This is a genomic window from Neobacillus drentensis, assembly GCF_021560175.1.
GTDB classification, from domain to species: Bacteria; Bacillota; Bacilli; order Bacillales; family Cytobacillaceae; genus Neobacillus; species Neobacillus drentensis_A.
Genome location: NZ_CP091110.1, coordinates 813,977 through 837,072, shown reverse-complemented (window position 1 = coordinate 837,072; position 23,096 = coordinate 813,977). Strand labels below are relative to the sequence as shown.

Here is a 23,096-nt window from a genome sequence, read left to right as displayed (position 1 = left end):
GTTTCATAATTTTTAAAAATCCCTAGAATGAAGATATAGGAGGTGCCGTCAATGAGTAATCACAGTGAGTTAGAAAGTTCAGCATTACCTGGCAAAACTAGTATAAAAATTTCAGAGTCAACTTCTTTAAATAAAAAGAAGAAGCTAAAAGACGCAGGGTTATTCGCCCTATTTGTCGGACCAGTATTTTTAGCGTTTACCATTATTGTCCTAATTCCCTTCTTTACGGGTATCTATTACGCCTTCACCGATTGGAACGGAATAACAGGAGATATCAAATGGGTTGGTCTCGATAACTTTAAATACCTATTTACACAGGACAAGCAATTTCAAGATTCCTTTATTCTTACAACTAAATATACCGTTGTAGCGATCGTTTTAACAAATATGATTGGTTTTGGATTAGCCATTCTAGTTACACAGAAGTTGAAAACAAGGAATATATTGCGAACCGTTTTCTTCATGCCAAACATGGTTGGAGGTCTGTTACTAGGTTTTATCTGGCAATTCATTTTTGTCAAAGGCTTTGCTTCACTTGGACAGTTAACGCATATTCCTTTTTTCGAATTACCTTGGCTGGGGGATGCTAGTACTGCGTTCTGGGGAATTGTCATTGTCAGTGTATGGCAAGGAGCAGGTTATATTATGATTATCTATATTGCCGCCTTACAAAATGTTCCGCAAGAATTAATTGAAGCAGCTAAAATCGATGGAGCAAACAGATGGCAGATTCTTCGCCATATTACAATGCCACTAGTAGCTCCTGCCGTGACCGTCTGTTTATTTTTAACAACTGCCTCATCATTTAAAATTTTTGACGCAAACCTGTCGCTAACTGGCGGCGGACCGTTTAAATCCACAGAAATGTTAGCACTTAACATTTATAAGGAAGCATTTGTTAACAACCGATATGGTATCGGTGAAGCAAAGGCATTAATTTTCTTCATTGTGGTTGCTGCAATTACCATCCTTCAAGTAACAATTTCTAAGAAGAGGGAGGTTGAATCATAATGGGAAACAGGTATACAGGAAAAACATTTATCGGTGAGTTCTTTGCCATCTTACTTGGTCTTGTCTTTTTAGTCCCATTTTATTATCTGATATCAAACTCTTTAAAACCCTTTGCAGAGATTCTAACGAACACATCTGCTTTACCAAAAACATTGATGCTCGACAACTATGTGAATGCCTTTGAAAAATTAAACTATCTAAAGGTATTTACCAATTCTGTCATGATCACAGCGATTAGTAACGTTGTTCTGGTTGTTTTTTGCTCAATGGCAGCGTATATGCTGGTTAGAACGAAAAAGAAGATCAGTAATGTGATTTTCATGACTTTCGTTGCAGCCATGATTATTCCGTTTCAATCCATAATGATTCCGCTCATTAAAACGGCCGGTAATTTCGGATTACTTAATAGTATCTGGGGTCTGGTTATCATGTACTTAGGTTTTGGCTCTGGAATGACGATCTTCTTATATCACGGGTTCATCAAAGGCATCCCGGTAGAACTTGAAGAGGCAGCCATTATCGATGGATGTACAAGGTTTGGAGTGTTTTGGAGAATTGTTTTTCCATTACTAAAACCCATCACCGTTACCATTGTCATCTTAAACAGCTTGTGGATATGGAATGACTACTTATTACCATCACTGGTTCTTCAGGATCCAGGATTTAAAACTATTCCATTAGCGACCTTCTCCTTCTTTGGTCAGTACACCAAGCAATGGGATTTAGCTTTGGCAGGACTTGTTCTTGGTATCATACCATTGTTAATTTTCTTCTTTTCAATGCAGAAACACATTATCAAAGGAATTACAAGCGGTTCTATCAAGTAACATTCATACTGGGGTCAACCTCTGCTGTCGGCATGTACTGACAGCAGGGATATATAAAATAGATATATAATTTCAGGAGGGAAAACAAATGGCTTTTAAAAAATATTCAATCGCAGCGGGGATTTTATCGGCTTCACTTCTTCTAGGAGCTTGCGGCAACAGTGACAGCGCATCTGGAACGAAAAAAGACAGCGGCAGCAAAGATGGGAAAGTCGTCGTTGATATCTTTAACGGTAAGGTTGAAATCGCAGATCAGTTGAAAGCGTTAACAGATAAATATACAAAAGAACATCCAAACGTTACTTTTAATGTCGAATCAGTCGGAGGCGGTGCTGATGGTGCAGCAGCCCTTAAAGCAAAATTCGCTTCAAATAAAGCACCCGACATCTTTGGAAACGGCGGTTACCAAGAAGCGATTACTTGGAAGGATAAATTGGAAGATCTATCTGACCAGCCTTGGGTAAAGGATGCTTATGAGGATGCGTTAAAACCAATGACAATGGATGGAAAACTCTATGGCCAGCCAGTGAACATGGAAGGTTACGGTTTTGCTTACAATAAGAAGTTATTTAAAAAAGCAGGTATTACCGAGCTTCCAAAAACCTACTCAGAATTAGAAGCAGCAGCGAAAAAGCTTAAAGCTGCAGGAATCACTCCTTTCTCCGTTGGCTACGCGGAATGGTGGGTATTAGCAAACCATGGTCTTAACGTACCATTTGCTTACCAACAAGCAGATGACGAAAACTTTATCCCTGGTTTAAATGAAGGGAAATCAAAGATTGCAGGAAACAAATACTTTGAAGACTACTTTAAGCTTGTTGATTTAACAGTTAAGTATGGAAACAAAAATCCATTAACGACTGACTACAATACAGAAGTTACTCAATTTGCTAATGGCGAAACGGCCATGATCCAACAAGGTAACTGGATTCAGCCAATGCTGGATAAAATTAGTCCAAATATGGAAGTCGGCTTTATTCCTTTAGCACTTACAGACGATGCCGCACAAGCTGATAAATTAATGGTTGACGTACCAACTAACTGGGTTGTTTATAACAAAGCACCTAATGCAGACAAAAAGGCTGCAAAAGATTTCTTAAATTGGATGGTAACTTCTGAAGAAGGTAAGACAGCTTTAGTTAAAGATTTCAAATATGTTCCTGCTTTTAAAACAATTGAAGCAAAAGCAGAAGATATCGGACCTCTAGGTGCTGACCTTCAAAAGTATTCTAAGGATGGAAAAACGTATTCTTGGCAGTTCATGAAATATCCTGATGGTGCTGGACAAGAATTTGGTGCAACACTACAAGCATATGTTGGCGGTCAAAAAACAAAAGAAGAAGCTATGAAGGCTCTTGACGAAACATGGGCTAAATTAAAAAAGTAAGATAATAAATTTGTAAAGGCTCCTCTCGCTGTGAGAAGAGCCTTTATTTTATTTACTATCCCTATCCGGTGTGTTTACCATGATTCCGGCTACTTGCGTTAATCGCTCATATAAGGCTGTTCCTGCAGGGTTCTGATCAAGACCAATTTCCTGGAAGGCTTCCTTCATACATTTCAGCCAATGCTGAGCCCTGGTTGGTGTTACCTCAAAAGGCAGATGCCGCGCTCTCATCGCCGGAGGACCAAATTCTTGACTATAAAGAGCAGGTCCACCTAAAAATTGTGGCAAGAACATTCGCTGTTTTCGTTTAATTTCTTCCATATCTCCTTGAAAAAGCGGAGCAAGGACTGGATCTGCATAAACCCGTGGATAAAATGCGTTCACTAGCTTATCAATCGTTTCCTGTCCGCCAATTTCACTATATAAGGATTTAAAATTATAATCCATTTTTCTCACCATCCACTATTAATTTTCCCCTATTTACATAATAATAAAGGCAAACTAACTAGAGTTGAGTGATATAAATCACTGTTATAGAAAGTAGTTATTAAGCCCACCCTAATTTTTGTTATGGTATTCTTAAAATAAATTGGTTTTTCTCCTAAGAGGTGCAAATGATGAATAAAGCATGGTTCTATGTTGTTTTAACATGTGTGTTTGAATGGATATGGGTTTACGGGTTTAACACAGCCCATACGTGGTGGCAGTGGGCATTGGTTATAGCTGTCATTTTATGGGATTATCATATTCTTCCGAAGGCTTGTGAAACCCTCCCAACAGGTACGGTTTATGCTATTTTTGCGGGGATTGGTACGGTTGGTACGGTATTAATGGATGTATTCCTTTTTGGCGGTCATATCAGCCTGGGGGAAATTCTCTTTATCGCCGTCATTATTATTGGTGTAATTGGCTTAAATCTTTCCGATAATAAGGAAGAAAAAGTCGCCATGAAAGGTGCCGCATAACTATGGGCTGGTTATTCGTTTTGTTAGCTGCTGCCAGTGAGGTTATCGGTGCTGTAGGATTAAAATTGTATAGTCAGCAAAAGAATGTCCGTAATGGAATCGTTTATATTGGTGGATTCGGAGCTTCGCTTGCCTTTTTATATGGATCGTTTCAGTTTCTCCAACTGAGTATCGCCTATGCCGTTTGGGTGGGAATTGGAACGGCTGGGGCTGTTTTCATTAATATGTTTCTGTTAGGAGAATCTAAAAGCGCTGGACGTATATTTAGTGTTGTATTGATTATTATCGGGGTTATAGGGTTAAATGCCCTATCTTAAAAAATCTGTCAGCAGTCTGCTGACAGATTTTTTTTTAGCTATTTAAGATATCTTCAATTCTTGCTAATTCTTCGTCTGTAAAGTCGAGGTTGTTCAAAGCCGCAACATTTTCTTCAATTTGACTGACACGGCTCGCACCAATTAAAACGGTTGTCACTTTGCCGCCTCGTAATACCCATGAAAGGGCCATCTGCGATAAGCTTTGACCACGTTCGGCAGCTATTTCGTTTAATTTCCGAACTTGATCTAGTACTTCCGGTGTAACATGTTCTTTTTGCAAGAATCCTGTTGGACTCGCTGCACGGGAGTCCGATGGAATTCCTGTTAAGTATTTGTTCGTTAACAAGCCCTGTGCTAATGGACTAAAGGCAATCGAGCCAACTCCATTTTCTTGTAATACATCTTGCAATCCATCCTCAATCCATCTGTTAAACATAGAATATTTAGGCTGATGGATTAGCAGCGGTGTACCTAACTGATTCAAGATTTGAATGGCTTCAGCGGTCTGTTCGGCACTGTAATTAGAAATTCCAACATAGAGCGCTTTTCCTTGACGGACAATCGAGTCTAAAGCGGTCATGGTCTCTTCGATTGGCGTATTTGGGTCCGGACGATGTGAGTAAAAAATGTCTACATAATCAAGGCCCAGTCGTTTGAGACTTTGATCTAAGCTAGAGATTAGATATTTCCTTGAACCCCAATCTCCATATGGACCAGGCCACATATAATAGCCTGCTTTTGTTGAAATGACCATTTCATCACGATAAGGAGCGAAATCTGTCTTTAACATACGGCCAAACATTTCTTCCGCAGAACCTGCCGGCGGGCCATAATTATTGGCTAAATCGAAGTGGGTAATACCTAGATCAAAGGCTCTTCTCAACATGTCCCTGCCATTTTCGTATGTATCGACGCCGCCAAAATTATGCCAAAGCCCTAAAGAAATAGCCGGAAGCAATAATCCAGAGCGGCCAGTTCGATTGTATTTCATGGTTTCGTAACGATTTTCTGCTGCTTGGTAAACCATAGTAATCCCCTCACTTTTCTTCTGTAAACCCTTCCACTATTATAATCGACTTGAGATTATTTCTAAAGGATTGTTGCTTGGCAACTAAAGTCTATTTTCTCCCCTACCTTATCCTCGCTAATTCCTCTAAAAATGCTGGTCTTCTTTTGTGTTTTTCCATTAACTCTGTAATAAGATGGTGAGAAGCAATTGTCCCGCAAGCCTTTTTATACGTTTTAATCAATGCACAGACTTTCCGATATTTTTTTCGATCAGTCGCTTCATCCGCTGATTGAGTAATATAGTGAGAAAACACATCGTTTACTTCATTACGGAATATTATCCTTGATTATATACGGATAATATTCCGTAATGACCAATTTATTGTGCTGACAATAGCGCAAAAGCTCCGCTTTCAAATCCTCCTGTATTAAAATTGATACATACGTGGAAGGCTGGTAGTCCTGCTTGCCAAATTCATCAACAATTCCTTGCAAAATCGACTCCCATTCACTTGAGGGATATAACTCTTTTAACTTTTGGTAGTATTTAAATTCATTTTTAAATAAAAGTTCCTTTGCTAGGCTTTTCTGCCCCTCAATATCACCAATCAATTCATATGCTTGATAGCGGTATTCTTTCCAATCATGAACAAGCCCACGATATTCTTTATCCGCTGCCTCCCCATCTAAGCATAGCTGAATTACTTTTTTATAGTCTTCTGATTCCAGCTCCAAAGCAATAGCCTTTTTTCTGAATTCGCTAAAACGGATATTTTCATAAATAAACTTCTTAGCTTCATCCTTCCCCTCACATCTTTCAATCATTTCAAGTTGCAGCAACTTCACTTCTTTTAAGTCATATTTATCATTCCAAGAAGTCCCGGCTTGCTCAAGAAGGATTTCTAATTGCTTTGCTAACTTCTTTCTCAATTCACTATGATAGGAATAATAGGTACAAATCCTCAAGAGGTCGTAACGCCAGTCACTCCAGTCGTCGTAAATGGCTTTCTGCGATTCTTTTAAGATGGCTTCAAAAAGTTTCCTTTGTTCTTTTTCGGGTAAGAGTTTAACACTCGCTGAAACTGCCTTTCTCGTAATGGTCAGCGCCCAATTAATTGTGCTTCCGGCAGAGCCATCGGAATCATCCGCATGCTGGAGCATTTTTACAACAGGAGATAAGACTATGAGGGACAATAACACTGCATTCTGTACGTCCCCCGTATTTAGTTTCTCCTGTGCCTTTTGCAGTGTTAAATCTGCCCCTTTTAGTGCCTCGCCTATATGACGCCAATCAATAAATCCTTTTCTTTTTGCCCCACTAATATATTCCTGAATTAACTTTTTGGCAGAAGATATTTCTTCTTTATCAGGACTAAACTTAAAGAGCAATCTTTTTTCTAAATCTGGAAACTCCTCAGTTAATTCAAGAATCATGTTAATTAAATCCTCTTTGTTTTGGCTGGCTAGAATTGAATTGACACTTCTTTTCTCAGGTTCTTCAATTTTCGCTGAATCTTGTATTTGAGGCCTATTGTCTCTTAACGCATAAAGGACAGCTGCCTTATGCTTACAATATTCGTTCAAGTCGTATGGACAATCACAATAAGCATTGACTACGACATCACCATTCAGATATATATTAACGCGATAAACTTCCGAACCATCTACTAGGGCCTTATATTGAATGTCATCTGAGGTAGTAAGTTTTTGAATTTTTCCTTTTTTAAAATAACCTTGGCCGCGTTCAAGCACTTTATCTTCAATCCACTGCTCAAAATTAGTTAGTTTCACACACTCACCCCTAAGAATAAATTATCTATTATTCTACCATTTTTCAGCTTTTTCTTAAAAAAAGGGCTTGTCCTATTTCAGGACAAGCTCTTCTTCAATTAATTTAATTTTTCCCCGTTTTTAGCAATAAGCTCTTTGTACCAGTAAAAACTCTGCTTGCGAATCCGGCGTAAATCTTTTAAATCAAACTCATCACGGTTCACAAAGATAAAGCCATAACGCTTGCTGCAGCCTTGATGGGTACTAATTAAATCAATCGCTGACCATGGGCAGAAGCCAAATACCTCAACACCGTCAGTAATTGCTAGCTGCATTTGCTCGATATGTTTTTGTAAGAAGTCAATACGATAAGGGTCATTAACCACATCACCCTCTTCTAGCTGATCGAATGCTCCTAAACCATTTTCTGTTATGATTAGCGGAAGGTTATAGCGGTCATAGATTTCTCTTAATGTGTTTCTAAAGCCAACCGGGTCAATCTCCCAGCCAAACTCATTCTTTTTCAAGTTTGGATTGGTTGCTCCTTTATAGACACCAGCCTCACCGACGGTAATATGCTGGTCTCCTGTATGACCTGCATCGGAACCATCCTCTTCACTGGCCGCAACCGTTTGAGAAGTATAGTAGTTAAAGGCAATAAAGTCAGGGTTCGCACTTGCTAAAACTTCCATATCTCCATCTAAAATGGTAGGAACATAGCCTTTTTCTTCAAAGTAATTCCATGCTGTTGTATTATAACGGCCAAAAACAGCCATATCTAAGTAAAGCCAGTTACGAATTGCTGAATAATTTTGAGCCGCCATAATATCCTCTGGCTTCGAGCTCGCTGGATAGATGGACACAATGTTCGGTGCTGGACCGATCTTTGCTTTTGGCAGCATTTGATGACACAAATTCATTGCTTTTGCCTGTGCCACAAGCATGTGATGGTTCTGCTGATATAGTTCCTTTTTAGGATTTTCTAAGTTAGGGTCTACTGTTCCAATTGCGTCTCCGTGGAGAATCATCATGTTTTGTTCGTTGATCGTTAACCAATAGTTCACGCGGTCACCGAAGTTTTCAAATAGGGTTTGAGAGTATACCTCAAATGCATCAATCGTTTCCCGGTTGGACCAGCCGCCTTTTTGCTGAAGAGCGTATGGCAGGTCAAAGTGATACATCGTAACAATTGGTTCGATTCCGTGAGAGATGATTTCATTAATTAAGTTATTATAAAATTCGATTCCCTTTTGATTTAGTTCACCTGAACCATTTGGATAGATTCGTGTCCAAGCAATCGAGAAGCGGTATGCCTTAAAGCCCATTTCTGCTAGGAGAGCAATATCTTCCTTATAATGATGGTAGTGGTCGCTGGCTACTTTAAAATCGGTAGTGCCTTCAGGATATTTAGCCATATCGATGACTGAAGGGCCTTTTCCGTCTTCATTCCAAGCTCCTTCGATTTGGTAAGCAGATGTGGAGCCTCCCCAGAAAAAGTCCGCTGGGAATGGTTTAAGTTTAGTATGTTTCATTTTTATTCTCCTCCAATTTATGTTATCTAAGGCTTATTGAACCCTGTTTTCTGCCGAAACTTACTTGTTTAATTTCTTAGGGGGGTTATGAACCCTTCTTATCTGTTGAAATCCAGTTGTGTCATGTCCTTCAGGGGTTATGAACCTCTCTTATCCGTCGAAATCCATTCGCGACATGTCCTTCAGGGGTTATGAACCTCTCTTATCCGTCGAAATCCATTCGCGACATGTCCTTCAGGGGTTATGAACCTCTCTTATCTGTCGAAATCCATTCGCGACATGTCCTTCAAGGGTTATGAACCTCTCTTATCTGTCGAAATCCATTCGCGACATGTCCTTCAGAGGTTATGGGAGATTTTAATCTCACAACATTCATTTAAAAAGCTCAATTCAACTTCAAAATAAGAAAAGCCGGAAGCAACTAAGGCTTGCCGGCATACTTAGGATTAAAGTTGTTCGCCATTAGTGGCAATCACATCTTTATACCAGAAGAAGGATTTTTTCTTGCTGCGTTCTAATGTTCCGCTGCCGTCGTCGTGCCGATCAACATAAATAAATCCATAACGTTTGGACATTTCACCAGTAGATGCACTCACTAGGTCGATACAGCCCCAAGGAGTATATCCCATTAGGTTAACACCATCCTCGATCGCTTCACCCATCGCTTTAATATGATCTCTTAAGTAATCAATCCGATAGTCGTCATTAATTGAACCATCTGCTTCTACTTCATCCTTTGCTCCTAAACCATTTTCTACAATAAATAAAGGTACTTGATAACGGTCATAGAGTTTGTTTAATGAGATTCGCAGACCTTCTGGGTCAATCTCCCAGCCCCAATCACTTGCTTTAAGGAATGGATTTTTCACACCGCCGATAATGTTACCTGATGCACTTTCTTCGTTCGTTTTTTCTTTTCTTTCAGTGCGGGACATGTAATAACTAAATCCAATATAATCAACCGTACCTTCTTTAATCATCTCCAAGTCGCCATCTTGAATGTCTAATTTAATCCCATTCTCCTTAAAATAACGTTTGGCGAAGGCAGGATATTCACCACGAACTTGAACATCTCCACAATAGTAATTGAAAATTTGTTCCTCACTGAGAGCATACATGACATTTTCAGGGTTGCTATCGAAAGCATAAACTGGTGCATAAACAAGCATACAACCAATTTGGGAGCCAGGAATGATTTCGTGTCCAATTTTCACTGCTAGAGCACTAGCCACAAATTGATGGTGCAGTCCTTGGAAACTTTCTTGTAACCGCGCTTCCTCACTTGAAGCCGAGAAACCTAAGCCAAAAAGTGGGAAATGTGTTGCTCCATTAATCTCGTTAAATGTCATCCAATACTTTACTTTATTTTTATATCGGTTAAAAATAGTTCTTACATAGCGCTCAAAGAAACCAATGAGCTTTCTGTTTTTCCAAGCACCGTATTCTTTAATCAGGTGTAGAGGTGTTTCATAGTGAGAGATCGTCACTACTGGTTCAATACCATGTTTGTGTAACTCATCAAATACCCGGTCGTAAAAAGCTAAACCTTCTTCATTCGGAGTTTCTTCGTCTCCTCTTGGAAAAATACGTGACCAAGCAATCGACATACGAAATACCTTAAAACCCATTTCCGCAAAAAGAGCAATATCTTCTTTATAGCGATGGTAAAAATCAATTCCTTCGTGGTTTGGATAGTGGTACTTATCTTGCTCTATTTCATAATTAAAACCAGGTTTCATAAGAAGTTCTAACCGAACTTTTCCTCCAGGAAGGACATCAGCAAGATTTAAGCCTTTACCGCCTTCTTGATAGGCTCCTTCTAATTGGTTGGCTGCGGTTGCTCCGCCCCATAAAAAGCCTTCTGGAAATTTACGATTCATCATCATTAGTCACCTCATAATTTTTTTATTAGTTATAAATTGTTGAATAATATAGGAAGGAAGCAGGGGAAATTGGAATTCCCCTATCCTAAACTTACTGCAATGCTAGGAATGCCTCACGAGCATTAATGTTTCCTTTTTTTACAGGTTCAATCGTTTGATAGCGATCAGGATTTGTAATAATGACCGGTGTTATTAAGTCATATCCTTCTGCTTTAATAGCATCCATATCAAATGTTACGAGTATTTGGCCTACTTCAACAAAGTCGCCATCTTTCACATGTGCTGTGAAATGTTTTCCTTCTAGTCTTACTGTTTCTAAACCAACATGGATTAAGATTTCTGCTCCATTATCACTTGTAATACCGATGGCATGCTTTGTTTTAAAAATAGTTGTTACTCTACCAGTAACAGGAGAAACTACTTTTCCTTCCTGCGGCTGGATCGCTAAACCTTTACCCATAATTCCAGTCGAGAACGTTGGGTCATTTACTTCGCTTAATGCTTTTACTTCTCCCTTTAAAGGGCTGAATACTTTTTCCGCTGCTACAACTAATTCAGTTTTAGTGTCTACTGTGTTAGATTCTTCAACGGTTGTTGCATCTTGCTCTTCTTCACTTTCAATATCCTTGAATCCCATAATAAATGTAGCAATTGCACCTGCTGCGAATGCTATCGGTAATCCAATAATGGCTAATACAAATGTAGATCCAATAAAGGAAGCAATACCTGGTAAACCAACGTTACCACCAAGGATGAAATATTTAACACCTACTGCACTATAGTAAGCGCCGCCAACAGCACCACCAATTAATCCGCCAATAAATGGTTTCTTAAGGCGCATGTTAACACCATACATAGCTGGTTCTGTAATACCCATTAGTGCTGTTAAACTAGTTGTCATCGCTAGTGATTTAAATGTTTTATTTTTTGAACGTAAAGATACAGCAAATGTTGCTCCTGCTTGACCCATGTTTGCAGCAAACATCGAGGGTAAGATAAAGTCATATCCTTTTGTTGCAAGATTGTTCATTACGATTGGAGTAAATGCATAATGCATACCCGTCATAATAATTAATGAGAATGTACCACCTAAGATTAAACCTGCAAAGATCCATCCATATTTAAATAATGCCCCAATTGCTAAAGAAAGCCAGTTTCCAAGAATGGCACCTAATGGACCAACTGCGATTAATGTAACTGGTACAATGATAAGTAAAGTGATAGTAGGAACTAAAATAAGCTTAAACATACTTGGAATAACTCGGTCAACCCATCTTTCAACATATGATGCAATCCAAATCGCTAGTAAAATTGGAATAACAGTTGAAGAATAGGTGACTGCGGTTACAGGGAGTCCTAGGAAATGAATCGGTTTACCTGCACCTAATAATGCTGTAATGGTTGGATGTAAAAGTGCGGCTGCAATTGTTGCTGCTACATAAACGTTACTGCCAAACTTTTTTGCAGCACTTACTGCTAAAATAATTGGCAAGAAGTAAAAAGCACCGTCACCAATAGCATTTAAAATGGTATATGCTTGACTAGTGTTTGTCATCCACCCAAAAGCTAGGGCAATGGCTAAGATTCCTTTAATCATACCGGCACCGGCAATCGCAGGAAGAAGTGGTGTGAATGCCCCAGAGATTACATCAAAGATGGCATTGATCGGATTTTTTCCTTTTGCAGAGGACTTCTGACCCTTGCTATCTATTTTTATCGCGCTGTTTTCTAAAATAGCGTTATATACTTTTGGAACATCGTTTCCGATAATAATTTGAAACTGGTCGCCGCTTATATTAGTACCCATGATTCCAGGAACCTTTTCTAACCTCTTACGGTCAACCTTACTATTATCTTGTAAATTGAAACGTAATCTTGTCATACAGTGAATAACATTTTGTACATTTCCTTCGCCGCCGACAAGCTCTACAATACTTATAGCTGTTTTTTTGTAGTCCATGATGATTCCTCCAGATTTTTTGTAAAAAAATAACCTGAGTAACAAGAGATGGAAATGACCCTATGGTCCCACTCATGTTTCTCAGGTTTTGCCTGCATTACCAGTAACAATCCTGTGTTAAAAGTATTAAATTAAATTTATCCTGCCGAAGCCAGTTGTAAGTTCTGGCCAGTTCCTGCAACAGCACTTCGACTTAGGGAATAAAAAAAACCTAAATTGCACGCTATACACCATAAAAGTGATAATCATACAATTTAGGTTTTGCCTGCTTGATCAGTAACAATCCTAATAAATTAATATTAATTTGTGAATTAATCGTAGCACACGCTTTCATTCCTTGTCAACGCTTTCTCCTAAAAAAAACTTTTTAGGATCTATTTACTACACGTTCAATATGAATAGTTAGGTAAGCCATTTCCTCTTTTGTCAGCTGATGGTTATGCGTTTTTTCAATAAAATCGCGAATTTTCAGGACGCAGGCAAAGGCTTCTTTTTGCTTCTCTTTGACCATCTCATAGAGAAAATCATCTTCGTTGTTGTACGGAGAATCAGTATATAATCGCTGTGCAAAAAATTTGAGATGGGTAAGAAATCGGAAATAGTTCAATGATTCCTCATCAAGCTCTATCTTGAAATGGTACTTAACAATATTTAGAATATCCTGAATTAATTTTGTCATATTCACGACATTCGGCATTTCTTCATTTAACTCTGCATTGACAATATGCATCGCAATAAAGCCCGCTTCATCCTGCGGAAGAGTAATTCCTAGCATTTCTTGAATCTTTGCTATAGCCTTTAAACCAATCGAATATTCGTCAGCATAAATTCGTTTGATTTCCCAAAGTAATGGATTCGAAATAATTAATCCTTTTTGACTTCTTTCAATCGCAAAGGTGATATGATCCGTTAACGAAACATAGATACTGTCATTTAATTTTTTGCCCAGTCTCTCTTTCGCGTAGGAGATAATCCGTTCAGAAACATCCATGTATTCCATCGGAACATCATACAATAGTGTTTTAAACTTTTCCGTGACATCCTTATTATCTAACTTAAACGTTTTCTCGATCTTTGATTCGTCCACAAGGTCACCGGGTCTTTTTTGGAACGCAATCCCTCTGCCCATAACAACAAGTTCATTCTTATGGGCATCGATCACACTGATGACATTATTATTAATTACTCTCGCAATTTTCAAGTCAATCACCTCTAAAAAAATAAAAACCTAAAACTAACGATAATGGCATTAGTCTTAGGTTTTGCCTGATTTAACAGTAACAATCCTATAATATTAAAATTAAATTAATAAAATCTTAACATCAATTACGAAGACAAGCAATAATTAAAAGAACGATAAATAGGAAAATCAGCCCTTGTTACTTTTTAGGAAGGAGTCGTTGGATTAATGATTTGGGTTTCTTACGTGATTTTTCAAAAATGTATTGAAATCCGTACATAAGGACGGATTTGGCCATAAACAAAATTCCCATTTGATAATGCTTCATTCGAACGAGAGAGATTATACCCATTCTCTTTAATATAAACATGCCGGGATAGACAAACAAAAAGTCCGTGACTAAGTTCACGATTACATAGCGAAAAAAGTTTCCAAATGTAAATTTTAAAATCCAAATCGAACCAATCATAAACGGTCCTAAAAGGAACGGCAATTCTCCCATTGTATTGGGAATTAGTTTTTCATAAAACTTCCACCAGACTCTTTTTTTGGCCATTATGCTTTCTACAGCTATCCAGACCATCATAAAAAAGGCTGCTGGTAAAAATCGTTTAAAGTTTCTTTTTCCGAGCATTGGCACCGACAGCCATGGTACTAACATTAACACGAGTAAGAACATTTTATTATGCTTCATCTATAGCCATTCCTTTTTTATTTTTAATATGCGCAGTAAGCTGTGGTATTATTTACTATTTTGGAAAAAAGTACTACACCCGTTATTTCAAAATAATGTCATTGACTCATGTTTTTTTTTATAATAATATATTAGTTTGCAAGTATTCTAATTTAACGTGGTTCGAGAACCTCCCACGTAAAAAAACTAAGGAGAAATGAATATGGAGAAATTTGCGCAGCCGGTAAGTACCAATACCCCATCAGGCAAAGTGCACAGAAACGCGCACGGAATCGTCGTGAATGGAATAATTGCGGCTTTGTACATTGCAGTTTCGGCGTTGATTCAGCCGTTCGGGTTTACTCAAGTACAGTTCCGTGTATCGGAGATGTTTAATCACTTAGTCGTTTTTAATAAAAAGTACATTTACGGGATTGTTTTAGGGGTATTTTTGACGAATTTATTTTTTTCGCCAATGAAGGCTTACGATTTAATTTTTGGAGTAGGACAATCGGTGATTGCTTTAGTCATTACTATTCTTTGCTCACGGTTTATTAAAGGAATTTGGACTAGAATGATCGTCAACACCCTTGTTTTCACGGTCACGATGTTTTTGATTGCGCTTGAACTGCATTTAGCTTTTAATCTGCCATTTCTATTCACATGGCTTACCACCGCTATTGGTGAATTGGTTGTTATGGCCGTAGGAATGCCGGTAATGTATATTTTAAATAAACGTGTCCATTTTGAGAAAATGGTTTAATTTTAAAAACGGAGAGTTGCTGCATATTGCAGCAGCTCTTTTTGATGAGAAAAGATTATTATATGGTGAAGTAATTTTCACTAAATTAGGCAGATAGATGGCGGTTTAATTTTTGAAAAATTATAATAAAATGTGCAAGCCGGCTGTACAATTAGGGGGACAAAGGCATTAAAAAATAATTTTTCATTTTAGACATGAGGGGGAAAATTACGATGATTCAACGTCCAAGTGTAAGTGAATTTCCAGAGTATTACCTGCCCTATGTAAATTTGGTTCCAGATGGGGACTTATTGGAAGCATTGAAAGAGAATTTGGAGAAAACAATTTCCTTAGCTGAAGGTTTATCTGAGGAAGCCGGACAATCTCGATATGCTCCAGGGAAGTGGAGTATCAAAGAAGTTCTTGGTCATATGGCTGACACAGAACGGATTATGAGCTATCGTCTGCTGCGAGTGGGCCGTGGCGATCAAACACCACTTGCTGGTTTCAACGAGAACGATTACATAGCTGCAGCTAACTTTGATACGTTGTCTGTTAAACAAATCATCGAAGACTTCACAGCCGTACGTAAAGCTACCATTACACTCGTCAACAATATGGCAGAAGAAGCTTGGGAGAGAACTGGAGTTGCCAACAATTCCAATATCACAACACGTGCCCTCGCCTACATCATCGCAGGCCACGCACTCCACCACCTAAAAATAATAAATGAACGATACTTATAGTACTATTGGTGTCAGGCACCATTATCACTATTGCGAACATTCGTTCTTTGTTTTATAATTAGATTATTGGTAAGAATAGGAGTTGTGTTGTTTCACTTATCCTTGTTCATACCAATGTTGATTCCTGTTCCAGATGGAAAGTGAAGTTTACCAATTAATCAAGGAGCTGATTTATGATGACATTACGTTTGATTCCCTATTTAGTAATGAATGGTAATGCAAAAGAAGCAATTGAATTTTACCAAAAGGCCTTAGATGCTCAGGTTATATTCAGCCAATCGTTCGGTGAAATGCCAGAGAATCCTGAATTTCCATTGCCAGCTGAGGCAAAGGACCGTGTCAGTCATGCAACAATTAAAATTGGTGAAACAGACCTAATGTTTTCCGATACTTTCCCTGGCCAGCCACATCAGAGCGGAAATCAAGTAACCATTTGTATTACAACTAATGATGCTGATCAGGCGCACAAATTCTTTGATGCATTAAAGGATGGCGGTCAAGTAGGCATGCCTTTGCAAGAGACCTTCTTTAGCCCCGCCTACGGCACTGTTACGGATAAGTTTGGAGTTACTTTTCAAGTTTTCACTGAGGGCAGATAATCCTTTAATCACATCCCTAAACGGGATATCCAGCATGAGGTTACTATACATAACGGAAAAACAACAAAAAAACGGCTTTGCATGCTCTCTATGCAGCAAAGCCGTTTTTTTGTTTTTATCCATTGCTCACTCATAAATCAAGTGACGATTCATTACGTTTATAAGTTAACCTTTGCCTCCACACCATAGTGGTCAGAAACCACCATTTTATTGTGATTGTTAAAGATTACTCTTGAAAAATCTACTTGTACAGGTTGATTGGTTAAGATTAAATCAATTCGCAGGTCTTGTTTATTATTGCTCCATCCAGCGATTTTCCCCTTAACGGTAATTCCTTCATCTTTTTCTTCAGCAAGAGTGTATGTGTCATAAAGACCACGATTCAACAAATAGTCATACCCCTCTCCCTGAAGAGAAGCATCGTTGTTGAAATCCCCTAGTAGAAAGAAATCCTCATCCCAATTCAACTTCTTGAACATCTTGTCAGCCTGTGCCTTAAAAGGTTCAGCTTCATCATGCCACCAGCCCATATGGCAAGAATAAAAAGTATAGGGTTTGTCCTTGTACTTTATCGTAGCTGCTATAATTCTTCTGGTTTTCCAGTTTACCGCATAATCCTCACTTTGCGATACATAAAAGGAGTGGTGCCGAATGATTGGATGTTTGGTTAGAATCGCTACTCCTTCTTCATAGGTACCATTTTTGATATAGTGAGTCAAATCCCACACCATCGAATATTCGTCATTGCCACGCTTTTTAAGTTCTTGTAACAAAACGTAGACGTAATTATTCTTCTTTACTTTCCCGTCCACATACTCTTCACTTTTTGACTGGCTTACCTCCTGCAAGGCAATAACATCATAAGAATTTTCAATTATCGTATCTACTAAATGTGCGATTTTATCAAGCTGATGTTCCTCATGCCACGAATGGCAGTTTAATGTTAAGAGTTTCATAATCACCATACCCCGATGTATTTTAACATAGTGAATATTTTAACATACAAGCTTCATGTTATAAATTAATGAGTCTTCAACATTGGTATAGTGATAATATCATTAACGGTGACAGGCACCAATTTTCAGCCAAGTTTGGTGCGGGCTGCGGTTGGCTGGTATTTTCTCATTGGTCCTTTTTCAAGGACTTCTTGGAGATAAAGGTTACCCTTCGGACTTGTTTTCTTGAGCAGATCCAATAAATATGTAATGTCATCGAGCGCTCTATGTGTTTGATAATCTGTGATATCATGAGCCTGTAATAAAGTCAGGAGTTTTCCATTTGGAAATCCATAGTTTTTCCAAGGGATATTTCTCATTGTACAATACCACTTTAGTTCATTGACTTCAGGATACATGTGGTACAAAAAGCTGCGGTCAAAAGAAGCGTTATGGGCAAACACCGTATCAGCACGATGAAAATAAGTTTTAATTTTCACATCATAGAAGCTTTTCCCTTTTACTAACTCATAAGGAATTCCATGGACACGAAAGGCAGTATCATAATTGTTCCGGGCTGTCCTTGAAAGGGGCTCACGTAAAAAAGAATCTTCCTCGATTATTTCGATGATTTCTCCCGTTTCCTTCCGGTAGGTAAATAACTTAAGAGCAAGTTCAATCACTTCGTCTTTTGTTGGTCCCAAGCCGGTTGTTTCAACATCCAATATTAACCCAAACTGTTCCGATCTTTGCATACTGATCATTCCTTAAAGTAAAGTTATTTCCATTATATCAAAGCTCTGATGATTAAAACATTACCATTGTTTGGACAAAACTAACTGCTGCTCACCATTCCCTTAAGAAATGCTTGAATAATGATTTTCAGACTATCATCCAAATCCAACTTCATTTTAAAACCACCCTTTTGCTCTAATGCAGCGAAACCATGCAAAATACTGCGTAATCCTCTAACAGTATGTAGGGCTTGGTCTCCCCGCAAATGATAGCTTTGCAGGACACGGACCGAAAGGTCAACAATTTTCCCTCCGGCCTGTTGTACCTCCTCGTCTTCCGGGTTTGGCGCAAGTAAAGTTGCATCATACAAACCTGGATGTTTTCTGGCAAAATTCACATAAGCCATACTCATGGCAAGAACCGCTTCCGTTCCCACTGCCCCTTTTGCCGCATCTGCCATTACCTCATATAATCGGTCGATACCATGAATAGCAAGTTTTTTTCGTAATCCGGGCAATCCATCAAAATGGTTATACAATGATGGGGGGCGAATTCCCAATTTCTTCGCAAGGTTTGCGAGTGTAACCTCAGACATTCCTTGGTGGTCGGCAATTTCCCCCGCTGTATCTAGTATGGCGGACAATTCAAGTCCGACTTTCGGTCTTGGTGACATGATGCTTCTTCTCCTTTATCCGATTTTCCGCTGAAATTCTTCCACTGCTTTTTCCATCACAGCAATAGGATTCTCCACCATTTCCCCGTGGCCAACCGCCAGTAGCTTTGGTTGATAACTAAGCAATTTTTTGGCGCTTGCTAAAGCCGTTTTCTTACTCCAAGTTCCAAAAGCAGGGAATGGAAACCATGGTTTTATATCTCCGGCAACCGCGATGCCGCCTCTTGTTTGAAAGGCATCGCCAGCAATTAAGGCTTTTGTCCGCAAATCGAGAAATGACATCGATCCAGGTGTATGACCAGGTGTTTCAATCGCTGTTAATGAGCCAACTAAATCGCCTTCTTTAAGTAAAATAGTAGCCCGGGTTTTTAGGTCTTTCGGAACTCCCCCTTTTATCGGGGTTTGATCTTCATGCAGATCAAGTGAACGATCATTATTCATTAGTCTGTAGTCACGGGATGAGATATAAACGGGTACTTCTGGATTCGCCAATTTGATTGCATCAAGCGCACCCACATGGTCTTCGTGAGCGTGTGTTAGTACAATCTTAGTAATCGGTTTTCCGATTTGTTCAGCAGCCTGCAATATTCCCTTTGCACAAAATCCCAGGGCAGCATCGATTAACGTTAACCCATCCTCTTCCTCCACCAAATAGCAGTTAACCGGAAAAACACGTGCCATAAATGTTACTTGATAAACATATCCTTTTTTTAATAGCCTCATTTAGCTCATCCCCTTAAAACTAATATCATTAGTTTTATTTTAACTAATGTCATTAGTTAAATCAAGTGCTAACTCCAATTTTTTCAAATAAAAAAAGATAAGCAGCCTTTCTCAGATTGAGAAGATCTGCTTATCTTATTTCACCAGACATGGTGTAGGCTTCTTAGAAGCTATTGTCCTCATTAAGTTCGTGAGTGTTTTCATACCAATTTGTAACCTGTGTAAGAATAGCATAAACAAAAAAGAAATTCATTGCCCAGACATTAATAAAAGGAGCAATGCCTCCATATTCAATTGTTTCATAGCCTTTTAATTTCATTACGATCATTGATTCGATAAAAATTAGTATAAAACCAATTACACCTGCAACTGCTGCTTTTACCATTGAGCAATCCCTCCAAGTTTTCTGTCCTTTATGCTTATCCCTATACACTAGCAATATTCTATTTTCGACAATTTTGTGAACGCTGATAATTCTATTATATGGCATTTTTTAATAAACACAACTACCCAAAGGTAAAAAAGGTGCCTGACACCCTTCGGGTGTCAGGCACTTTTTTTACCTTGTTAACTGTGTTTGTTTCAAAAGGCTTTTTTTACCTTTGACCTGGTTGATAAGTGCCATGGCCATGGTGATATCCCTGGCCTGGATAATAGGTTCCATGACCATGGTGGTAGCCGTAACCTGGATAATAGCCTCCATGGCCATGATGATAACCATGACCCGGATAATAACCTCCATGACCATGATGATATCCATGACCTGGATATCCTACCGGCGGTGGATAATACCCTCCATGACCGTGATGATAACCCTGACCTGGATAATAGCCGCCTTGGCCATGATGATATGTTTGACCAGGAACCCCAAATTGTCTTTCTTCCATTCTAATTTCCCTCCTTATATCTAACTGTAAACAGTGTATGTCTATACTTCGAAATCGGACTAGATTAATGCCCATTGCTAGGCTAGTCCTGTTAAAGTTAAGTTAATGAAAACTGATAAGGAGGGAAATGATTGTTATCCAATTGGGTCAGTGATTCACACTAGCATGATTCTCCGTTTATAGCCGTGGTCGTTTTAAATGGTTAAAAACCATCTTAGGAAGAAAAAACTTCACAACTTCCACATAAGTTCTGCATAACTTCTTCATATGTTTTTCTTATGATTAAGGTAACTTATTTAGGAAATAGTTCAATGAACTCATTTCTTAAAACTTCCCATAATTTGATTGGTGAACCCACCAGTCTATTTTTTTGTCTTCAAAACAAAATCTTCATAACTTCCACACAACTTCCCCCTATTTTCTACACAACTTTTCACTATTATAAGAGTAACTTAATTAGGAAATAAGTTCGAAGGAGCTCATTTCTTAAAACTTCCCATTTTGGATTGGTGCCGGCACCAATCTATTTTTTTGTCCTAACCTACCTGGTGCCTGTCACCATTTTCACTATCCTCACACAAAAAAGTCAGCCACCACTATGTGTGATGGCTGGCCTTTTGTTTTTTTTATTTTAGTATACTCCCACTTGGTTCCATGCGGAGGCAACTGCATTGTATTGGGTGCTGCCTGTGCCGTATAGATCTGCAGCGGCAGCAAGAAGTGAGGCGCGTGCATCGCTGAAGTTACTTTGCGGATTTAGATATACGGTAAGCGCACGATAGTAGATTTTTTCAGCAACGGATGTACCTAAGCTGGAAATCGTTAAATAGGCCGCCTTGTTAGGGATTCCACTATTGGTATGCACCCCGCCATTATCAGAAGTAGTGTTAACATAATTGCTCATGTTGTCAGGCTGGCCATAAAGTGCTGGATTGGATAAACTGCGGAGCGCATCGCCTGATTTACTTGGCGTGTACACGTCTTCACCAATTAAATAATCTCCCTTGTCGAGAAATACTCCAAACGTATCGGAGATTGACTCATTCAAGGCCCCGGATTGATTCACATAATCTAACCCTGCCGTTCTTTCCGTAACTGCATGTGTTAATTCATGGGCAACGACATCCAGAGCACCAGACAATGGTCTAAAGGTTACACCGTCACCATCCCCATATACCATTTGTGAACCATTCCAGAAAGCATTATTGTAATTGCGGCTGTAATGCACCGAAGAACGAATCGTTGCTCCATTGTTATCAAAACTATTACGATTAAACGTATTTTTGTAATAATCATAGACTTTACCCGCATAGTAGTTAGCATCGACATCTGCACCTTGGGAAACAGCATTGAATTGATTATCGGCGTCCACTGAGTAATTACCCGGTAACACGGTTCGGCTTTGTGCGGTTCTCGTTTCAATTACCCCCGACATCGGCTTTGTTACATCATATAAATAATAAGTGCTGTTTGAATAATAGGTATTTAGTGTTTTATAGTCGCCTAATACGCCATATCCAGATCCTGTTGTGGCACCGTCCGCAACGGCATTATATGAATCTAACACATTCCCATTTAAAGCATCAACATATACTACCCAGTTAGCCCCATATGGCTGGATAAATTGCAGGTTTGTTTTATAGGCCAGATAGAAGTCATTTTCTTTTTTATAAACGACCAATTCTGCCTTTTCCACAGTATCTTCAAATTTCGTACCAGTTGGTCCGACCTCAGCATTTGTTAATGTTTCCTCTTTTGTTAAATGAATAGATTTCCAAGCTTTCTCAAGTGCAGCGTCCTTTGTCAGCTGAGCTTTCAAGTTCCCCTTGAAATAGTTGGAAGCGGCTGGAAAAACATCACCATTGATCGCTGTAATGATGCCATTTTTATCGGTATGCACTTTGAATTTGGCCCCGTCCACCGGAATTCCTTGCACAGATTGAACAAAATTATAATGCTTGCTGCCAAGCTCATCGGTCTGAACATCCAACAAGGTTAAATCCTTATCGGCATCTAATTGATATAACGACTTATTATCTTTTAAAAATTGCTTTACGGATGCGTGATCTTTATAGACCTTAGTAGATAATTTACCATGGACGAAGGAGGGAACGGTTTGCCCTTTTTTCCACGTTACCTTTGCATCCTTGCCAAACTGACTTGCATCCTTAGCAGCAGTAACATTATACGGAGTAGTGTTGGCTGCAGCCGTTATCGGCAATACTGACCCAACCGTTAAACCTAATGCTAGCATGATAGATGTTCTCTTCTTCATCGTTTCCCAGCCTCCTAATACTATATTGTTTTTTGGGGTGCAGAAACATCATATCATGGCAATATCGACTGCATAATTGGGAAAAAAGTGATGAGAAAAGGGCTCATCAACTGTCGATTCTTGTAATTCTATTAAAAATCCTTACACATGATATTTGCTAACGTTGGGAAAATTAATATAATTCAAAGATTCCATCATCAATCCTTCAAAAATTCTTTGATTCTCCTTTTAAAAAATAAAAACTCCATTTTTACTAATGAAGTTTAGA

General features: G+C 38.8%; 24 protein-coding genes and 1 riboswitch. Of the genes, 8 read left to right on the top strand and 16 right to left on the bottom strand.

The window, feature by feature from the left end; all coding sequences use genetic code 11:
• Positions 1-51: 51 nt before the first annotated feature.
• The 3 genes from L1999_RS04000 (at position 52) to L1999_RS03990 (ending at position 3,225) form a co-directional block, all read left to right on the top strand.
• Positions 52-1,011 (top strand): carbohydrate ABC transporter permease, encoded by a 960-nt coding sequence (locus tag L1999_RS04000; protein ID WP_235742391.1) that lies wholly within the window; start codon positions 52-54, stop codon positions 1,009-1,011.
• Entirely contained in the window at positions 1,011-1,838 is an 828-nt protein-coding gene (locus L1999_RS03995; RefSeq protein ID WP_235742388.1) for a carbohydrate ABC transporter permease, read from the top strand. The genes L1999_RS04000 and L1999_RS03995 overlap by 1 nt, the downstream gene beginning before the upstream one ends.
• Before the next feature lie 88 nt (positions 1,839-1,926).
• The gene (locus L1999_RS03990; RefSeq protein WP_215041351.1) at positions 1,927-3,225 is read left to right on the top strand and encodes an ABC transporter substrate-binding protein; all 1,299 of its coding nucleotides are present in this window, start codon (positions 1,927-1,929) and stop codon (positions 3,223-3,225) included.
• A gap of 48 nt (positions 3,226-3,273) precedes the next feature.
• Here the strand turns inward: L1999_RS03990 and L1999_RS03985 are convergent, their stop codons facing one another.
• On the bottom strand, positions 3,274-3,672 hold the full coding sequence (locus tag L1999_RS03985; protein WP_235742386.1) for a globin domain-containing protein: 399 nt from the start codon (positions 3,670-3,672) through the stop codon (positions 3,274-3,276).
• Between the two features lie 167 nt (positions 3,673-3,839).
• Between L1999_RS03985 and L1999_RS03980 the strand changes: the two genes are divergently transcribed.
• Together L1999_RS03980 and L1999_RS03975 are read left to right on the top strand one after the other, a co-directional pair.
• Positions 3,840-4,190, top strand: a complete 351-nt coding sequence (locus L1999_RS03980) for a DMT family transporter (protein ID WP_235742383.1) — start codon at positions 3,840-3,842, stop codon at positions 4,188-4,190.
• 2 nt (positions 4,191-4,192) lie between these two features.
• Positions 4,193-4,507 (top strand): DMT family transporter, encoded by a 315-nt coding sequence (locus tag L1999_RS03975; RefSeq protein ID WP_235742381.1) that lies wholly within the window; start codon positions 4,193-4,195, stop codon positions 4,505-4,507.
• A gap of 34 nt (positions 4,508-4,541) precedes the next feature.
• On the opposite strand, the gene mgrA is transcribed toward L1999_RS03975, so the two are convergent.
• From mgrA to L1999_RS03935, 8 genes are all read right to left on the bottom strand, one after another.
• A complete protein-coding gene (gene mgrA / locus L1999_RS03970) occupies positions 4,542-5,534 on the bottom strand; it encodes an L-glyceraldehyde 3-phosphate reductase (RefSeq protein ID WP_235742379.1) in 993 nt (330 codons plus the stop codon).
• A 103-nt stretch (positions 5,535-5,637) separates the two neighbouring features.
• Positions 5,638-5,829 (bottom strand): hypothetical protein, encoded by a 192-nt coding sequence (locus L1999_RS03965; RefSeq protein ID WP_235742377.1) that lies wholly within the window; start codon positions 5,827-5,829, stop codon positions 5,638-5,640.
• 13 nt (positions 5,830-5,842) lie between these two features.
• A complete protein-coding gene (locus L1999_RS03960; protein ID WP_235742375.1) occupies positions 5,843-7,306 on the bottom strand; it encodes an SWIM zinc finger family protein in 1,464 nt (487 codons plus the stop codon).
• A 98-nt stretch (positions 7,307-7,404) separates the two neighbouring features.
• Positions 7,405-8,817 (bottom strand): glycoside hydrolase family 1 protein, encoded by a 1,413-nt coding sequence (locus L1999_RS03955; protein WP_235742373.1) that lies wholly within the window; start codon positions 8,815-8,817, stop codon positions 7,405-7,407.
• Positions 8,818-9,263: 446 nt separating this feature from the next.
• Entirely contained in the window at positions 9,264-10,700 is a 1,437-nt protein-coding gene (locus L1999_RS03950) for a glycoside hydrolase family 1 protein (RefSeq protein WP_275677670.1), read from the bottom strand.
• A gap of 91 nt (positions 10,701-10,791) precedes the next feature.
• The gene (locus L1999_RS03945; protein WP_235742369.1) at positions 10,792-12,660 is read right to left on the bottom strand and encodes a beta-glucoside-specific PTS transporter subunit IIABC; all 1,869 of its coding nucleotides are present in this window, start codon (positions 12,658-12,660) and stop codon (positions 10,792-10,794) included.
• A 367-nt stretch (positions 12,661-13,027) separates the two neighbouring features.
• A complete protein-coding gene (gene licT, locus L1999_RS03940) occupies positions 13,028-13,861 on the bottom strand; it encodes a BglG family transcription antiterminator LicT (RefSeq protein ID WP_235742367.1) in 834 nt (277 codons plus the stop codon).
• 178 nt (positions 13,862-14,039) lie between these two features.
• Complete coding sequence (locus L1999_RS03935) at positions 14,040-14,534, bottom strand: hypothetical protein (RefSeq protein ID WP_235742365.1); 495 nt, start codon at positions 14,532-14,534, stop codon at positions 14,040-14,042.
• A 151-nt stretch (positions 14,535-14,685) separates the two neighbouring features.
• Positions 14,686-14,730, top strand: a riboswitch (PreQ1 riboswitch).
• A gap of 6 nt (positions 14,731-14,736) precedes the next feature.
• Between L1999_RS03935 and L1999_RS03930 the strand changes: the two genes are divergently transcribed.
• The 3 genes from L1999_RS03930 (at position 14,737) to L1999_RS03920 (ending at position 16,600) form a co-directional block, all read left to right on the top strand.
• Positions 14,737-15,276 carry a QueT transporter family protein gene (locus tag L1999_RS03930; RefSeq protein ID WP_235742363.1) on the top strand — a complete coding sequence of 180 codons (540 nt, stop codon included), beginning with the start codon at positions 14,737-14,739 and terminating at the stop codon, positions 15,274-15,276.
• 212 nt (positions 15,277-15,488) lie between these two features.
• Positions 15,489-16,001, top strand: a complete 513-nt coding sequence (locus tag L1999_RS03925) for a DinB family protein (RefSeq protein ID WP_235742361.1) — start codon at positions 15,489-15,491, stop codon at positions 15,999-16,001.
• Positions 16,002-16,177: 176 nt separating this feature from the next.
• Positions 16,178-16,600 (top strand): VOC family protein, encoded by a 423-nt coding sequence (locus tag L1999_RS03920; protein ID WP_235744241.1) that lies wholly within the window; start codon positions 16,178-16,180, stop codon positions 16,598-16,600.
• A 158-nt stretch (positions 16,601-16,758) separates the two neighbouring features.
• Here L1999_RS03920 and L1999_RS03915 read toward each other — a convergent pair whose 3' ends face one another.
• The 7 genes from L1999_RS03915 to L1999_RS03885 form a co-directional block, all read right to left on the bottom strand.
• Positions 16,759-17,556 carry an endonuclease/exonuclease/phosphatase family protein gene (locus L1999_RS03915; RefSeq protein WP_235742360.1) on the bottom strand — a complete coding sequence of 266 codons (798 nt, stop codon included), beginning with the start codon at positions 17,554-17,556 and terminating at the stop codon, positions 16,759-16,761.
• A 125-nt stretch (positions 17,557-17,681) separates the two neighbouring features.
• A complete protein-coding gene (locus L1999_RS03910) occupies positions 17,682-18,290 on the bottom strand; it encodes an exonuclease domain-containing protein (protein ID WP_235742358.1) in 609 nt (202 codons plus the stop codon).
• Positions 18,291-18,370: 80 nt separating this feature from the next.
• Entirely contained in the window at positions 18,371-18,943 is a 573-nt protein-coding gene (locus L1999_RS03905; protein ID WP_235742356.1) for a TetR/AcrR family transcriptional regulator, read from the bottom strand.
• Between the two features lie 15 nt (positions 18,944-18,958).
• Complete coding sequence (locus tag L1999_RS03900; protein ID WP_235742354.1) at positions 18,959-19,666, bottom strand: MBL fold metallo-hydrolase; 708 nt, start codon at positions 19,664-19,666, stop codon at positions 18,959-18,961.
• 163 nt (positions 19,667-19,829) lie between these two features.
• Positions 19,830-20,051, bottom strand: coding sequence for a hypothetical protein (locus tag L1999_RS03895; RefSeq protein WP_235742352.1), 222 nt, complete (start codon positions 20,049-20,051; stop codon positions 19,830-19,832).
• A gap of 211 nt (positions 20,052-20,262) precedes the next feature.
• A complete protein-coding gene (locus L1999_RS03890; RefSeq protein ID WP_235742350.1) occupies positions 20,263-20,553 on the bottom strand; it encodes a hypothetical protein in 291 nt (96 codons plus the stop codon).
• A 631-nt stretch (positions 20,554-21,184) separates the two neighbouring features.
• Positions 21,185-22,828, bottom strand: a complete 1,644-nt coding sequence (locus tag L1999_RS03885; protein ID WP_235742348.1) for a M4 family metallopeptidase — start codon at positions 22,826-22,828, stop codon at positions 21,185-21,187.
• Between the last annotated feature and the right edge of the window lie 268 nt (positions 22,829-23,096).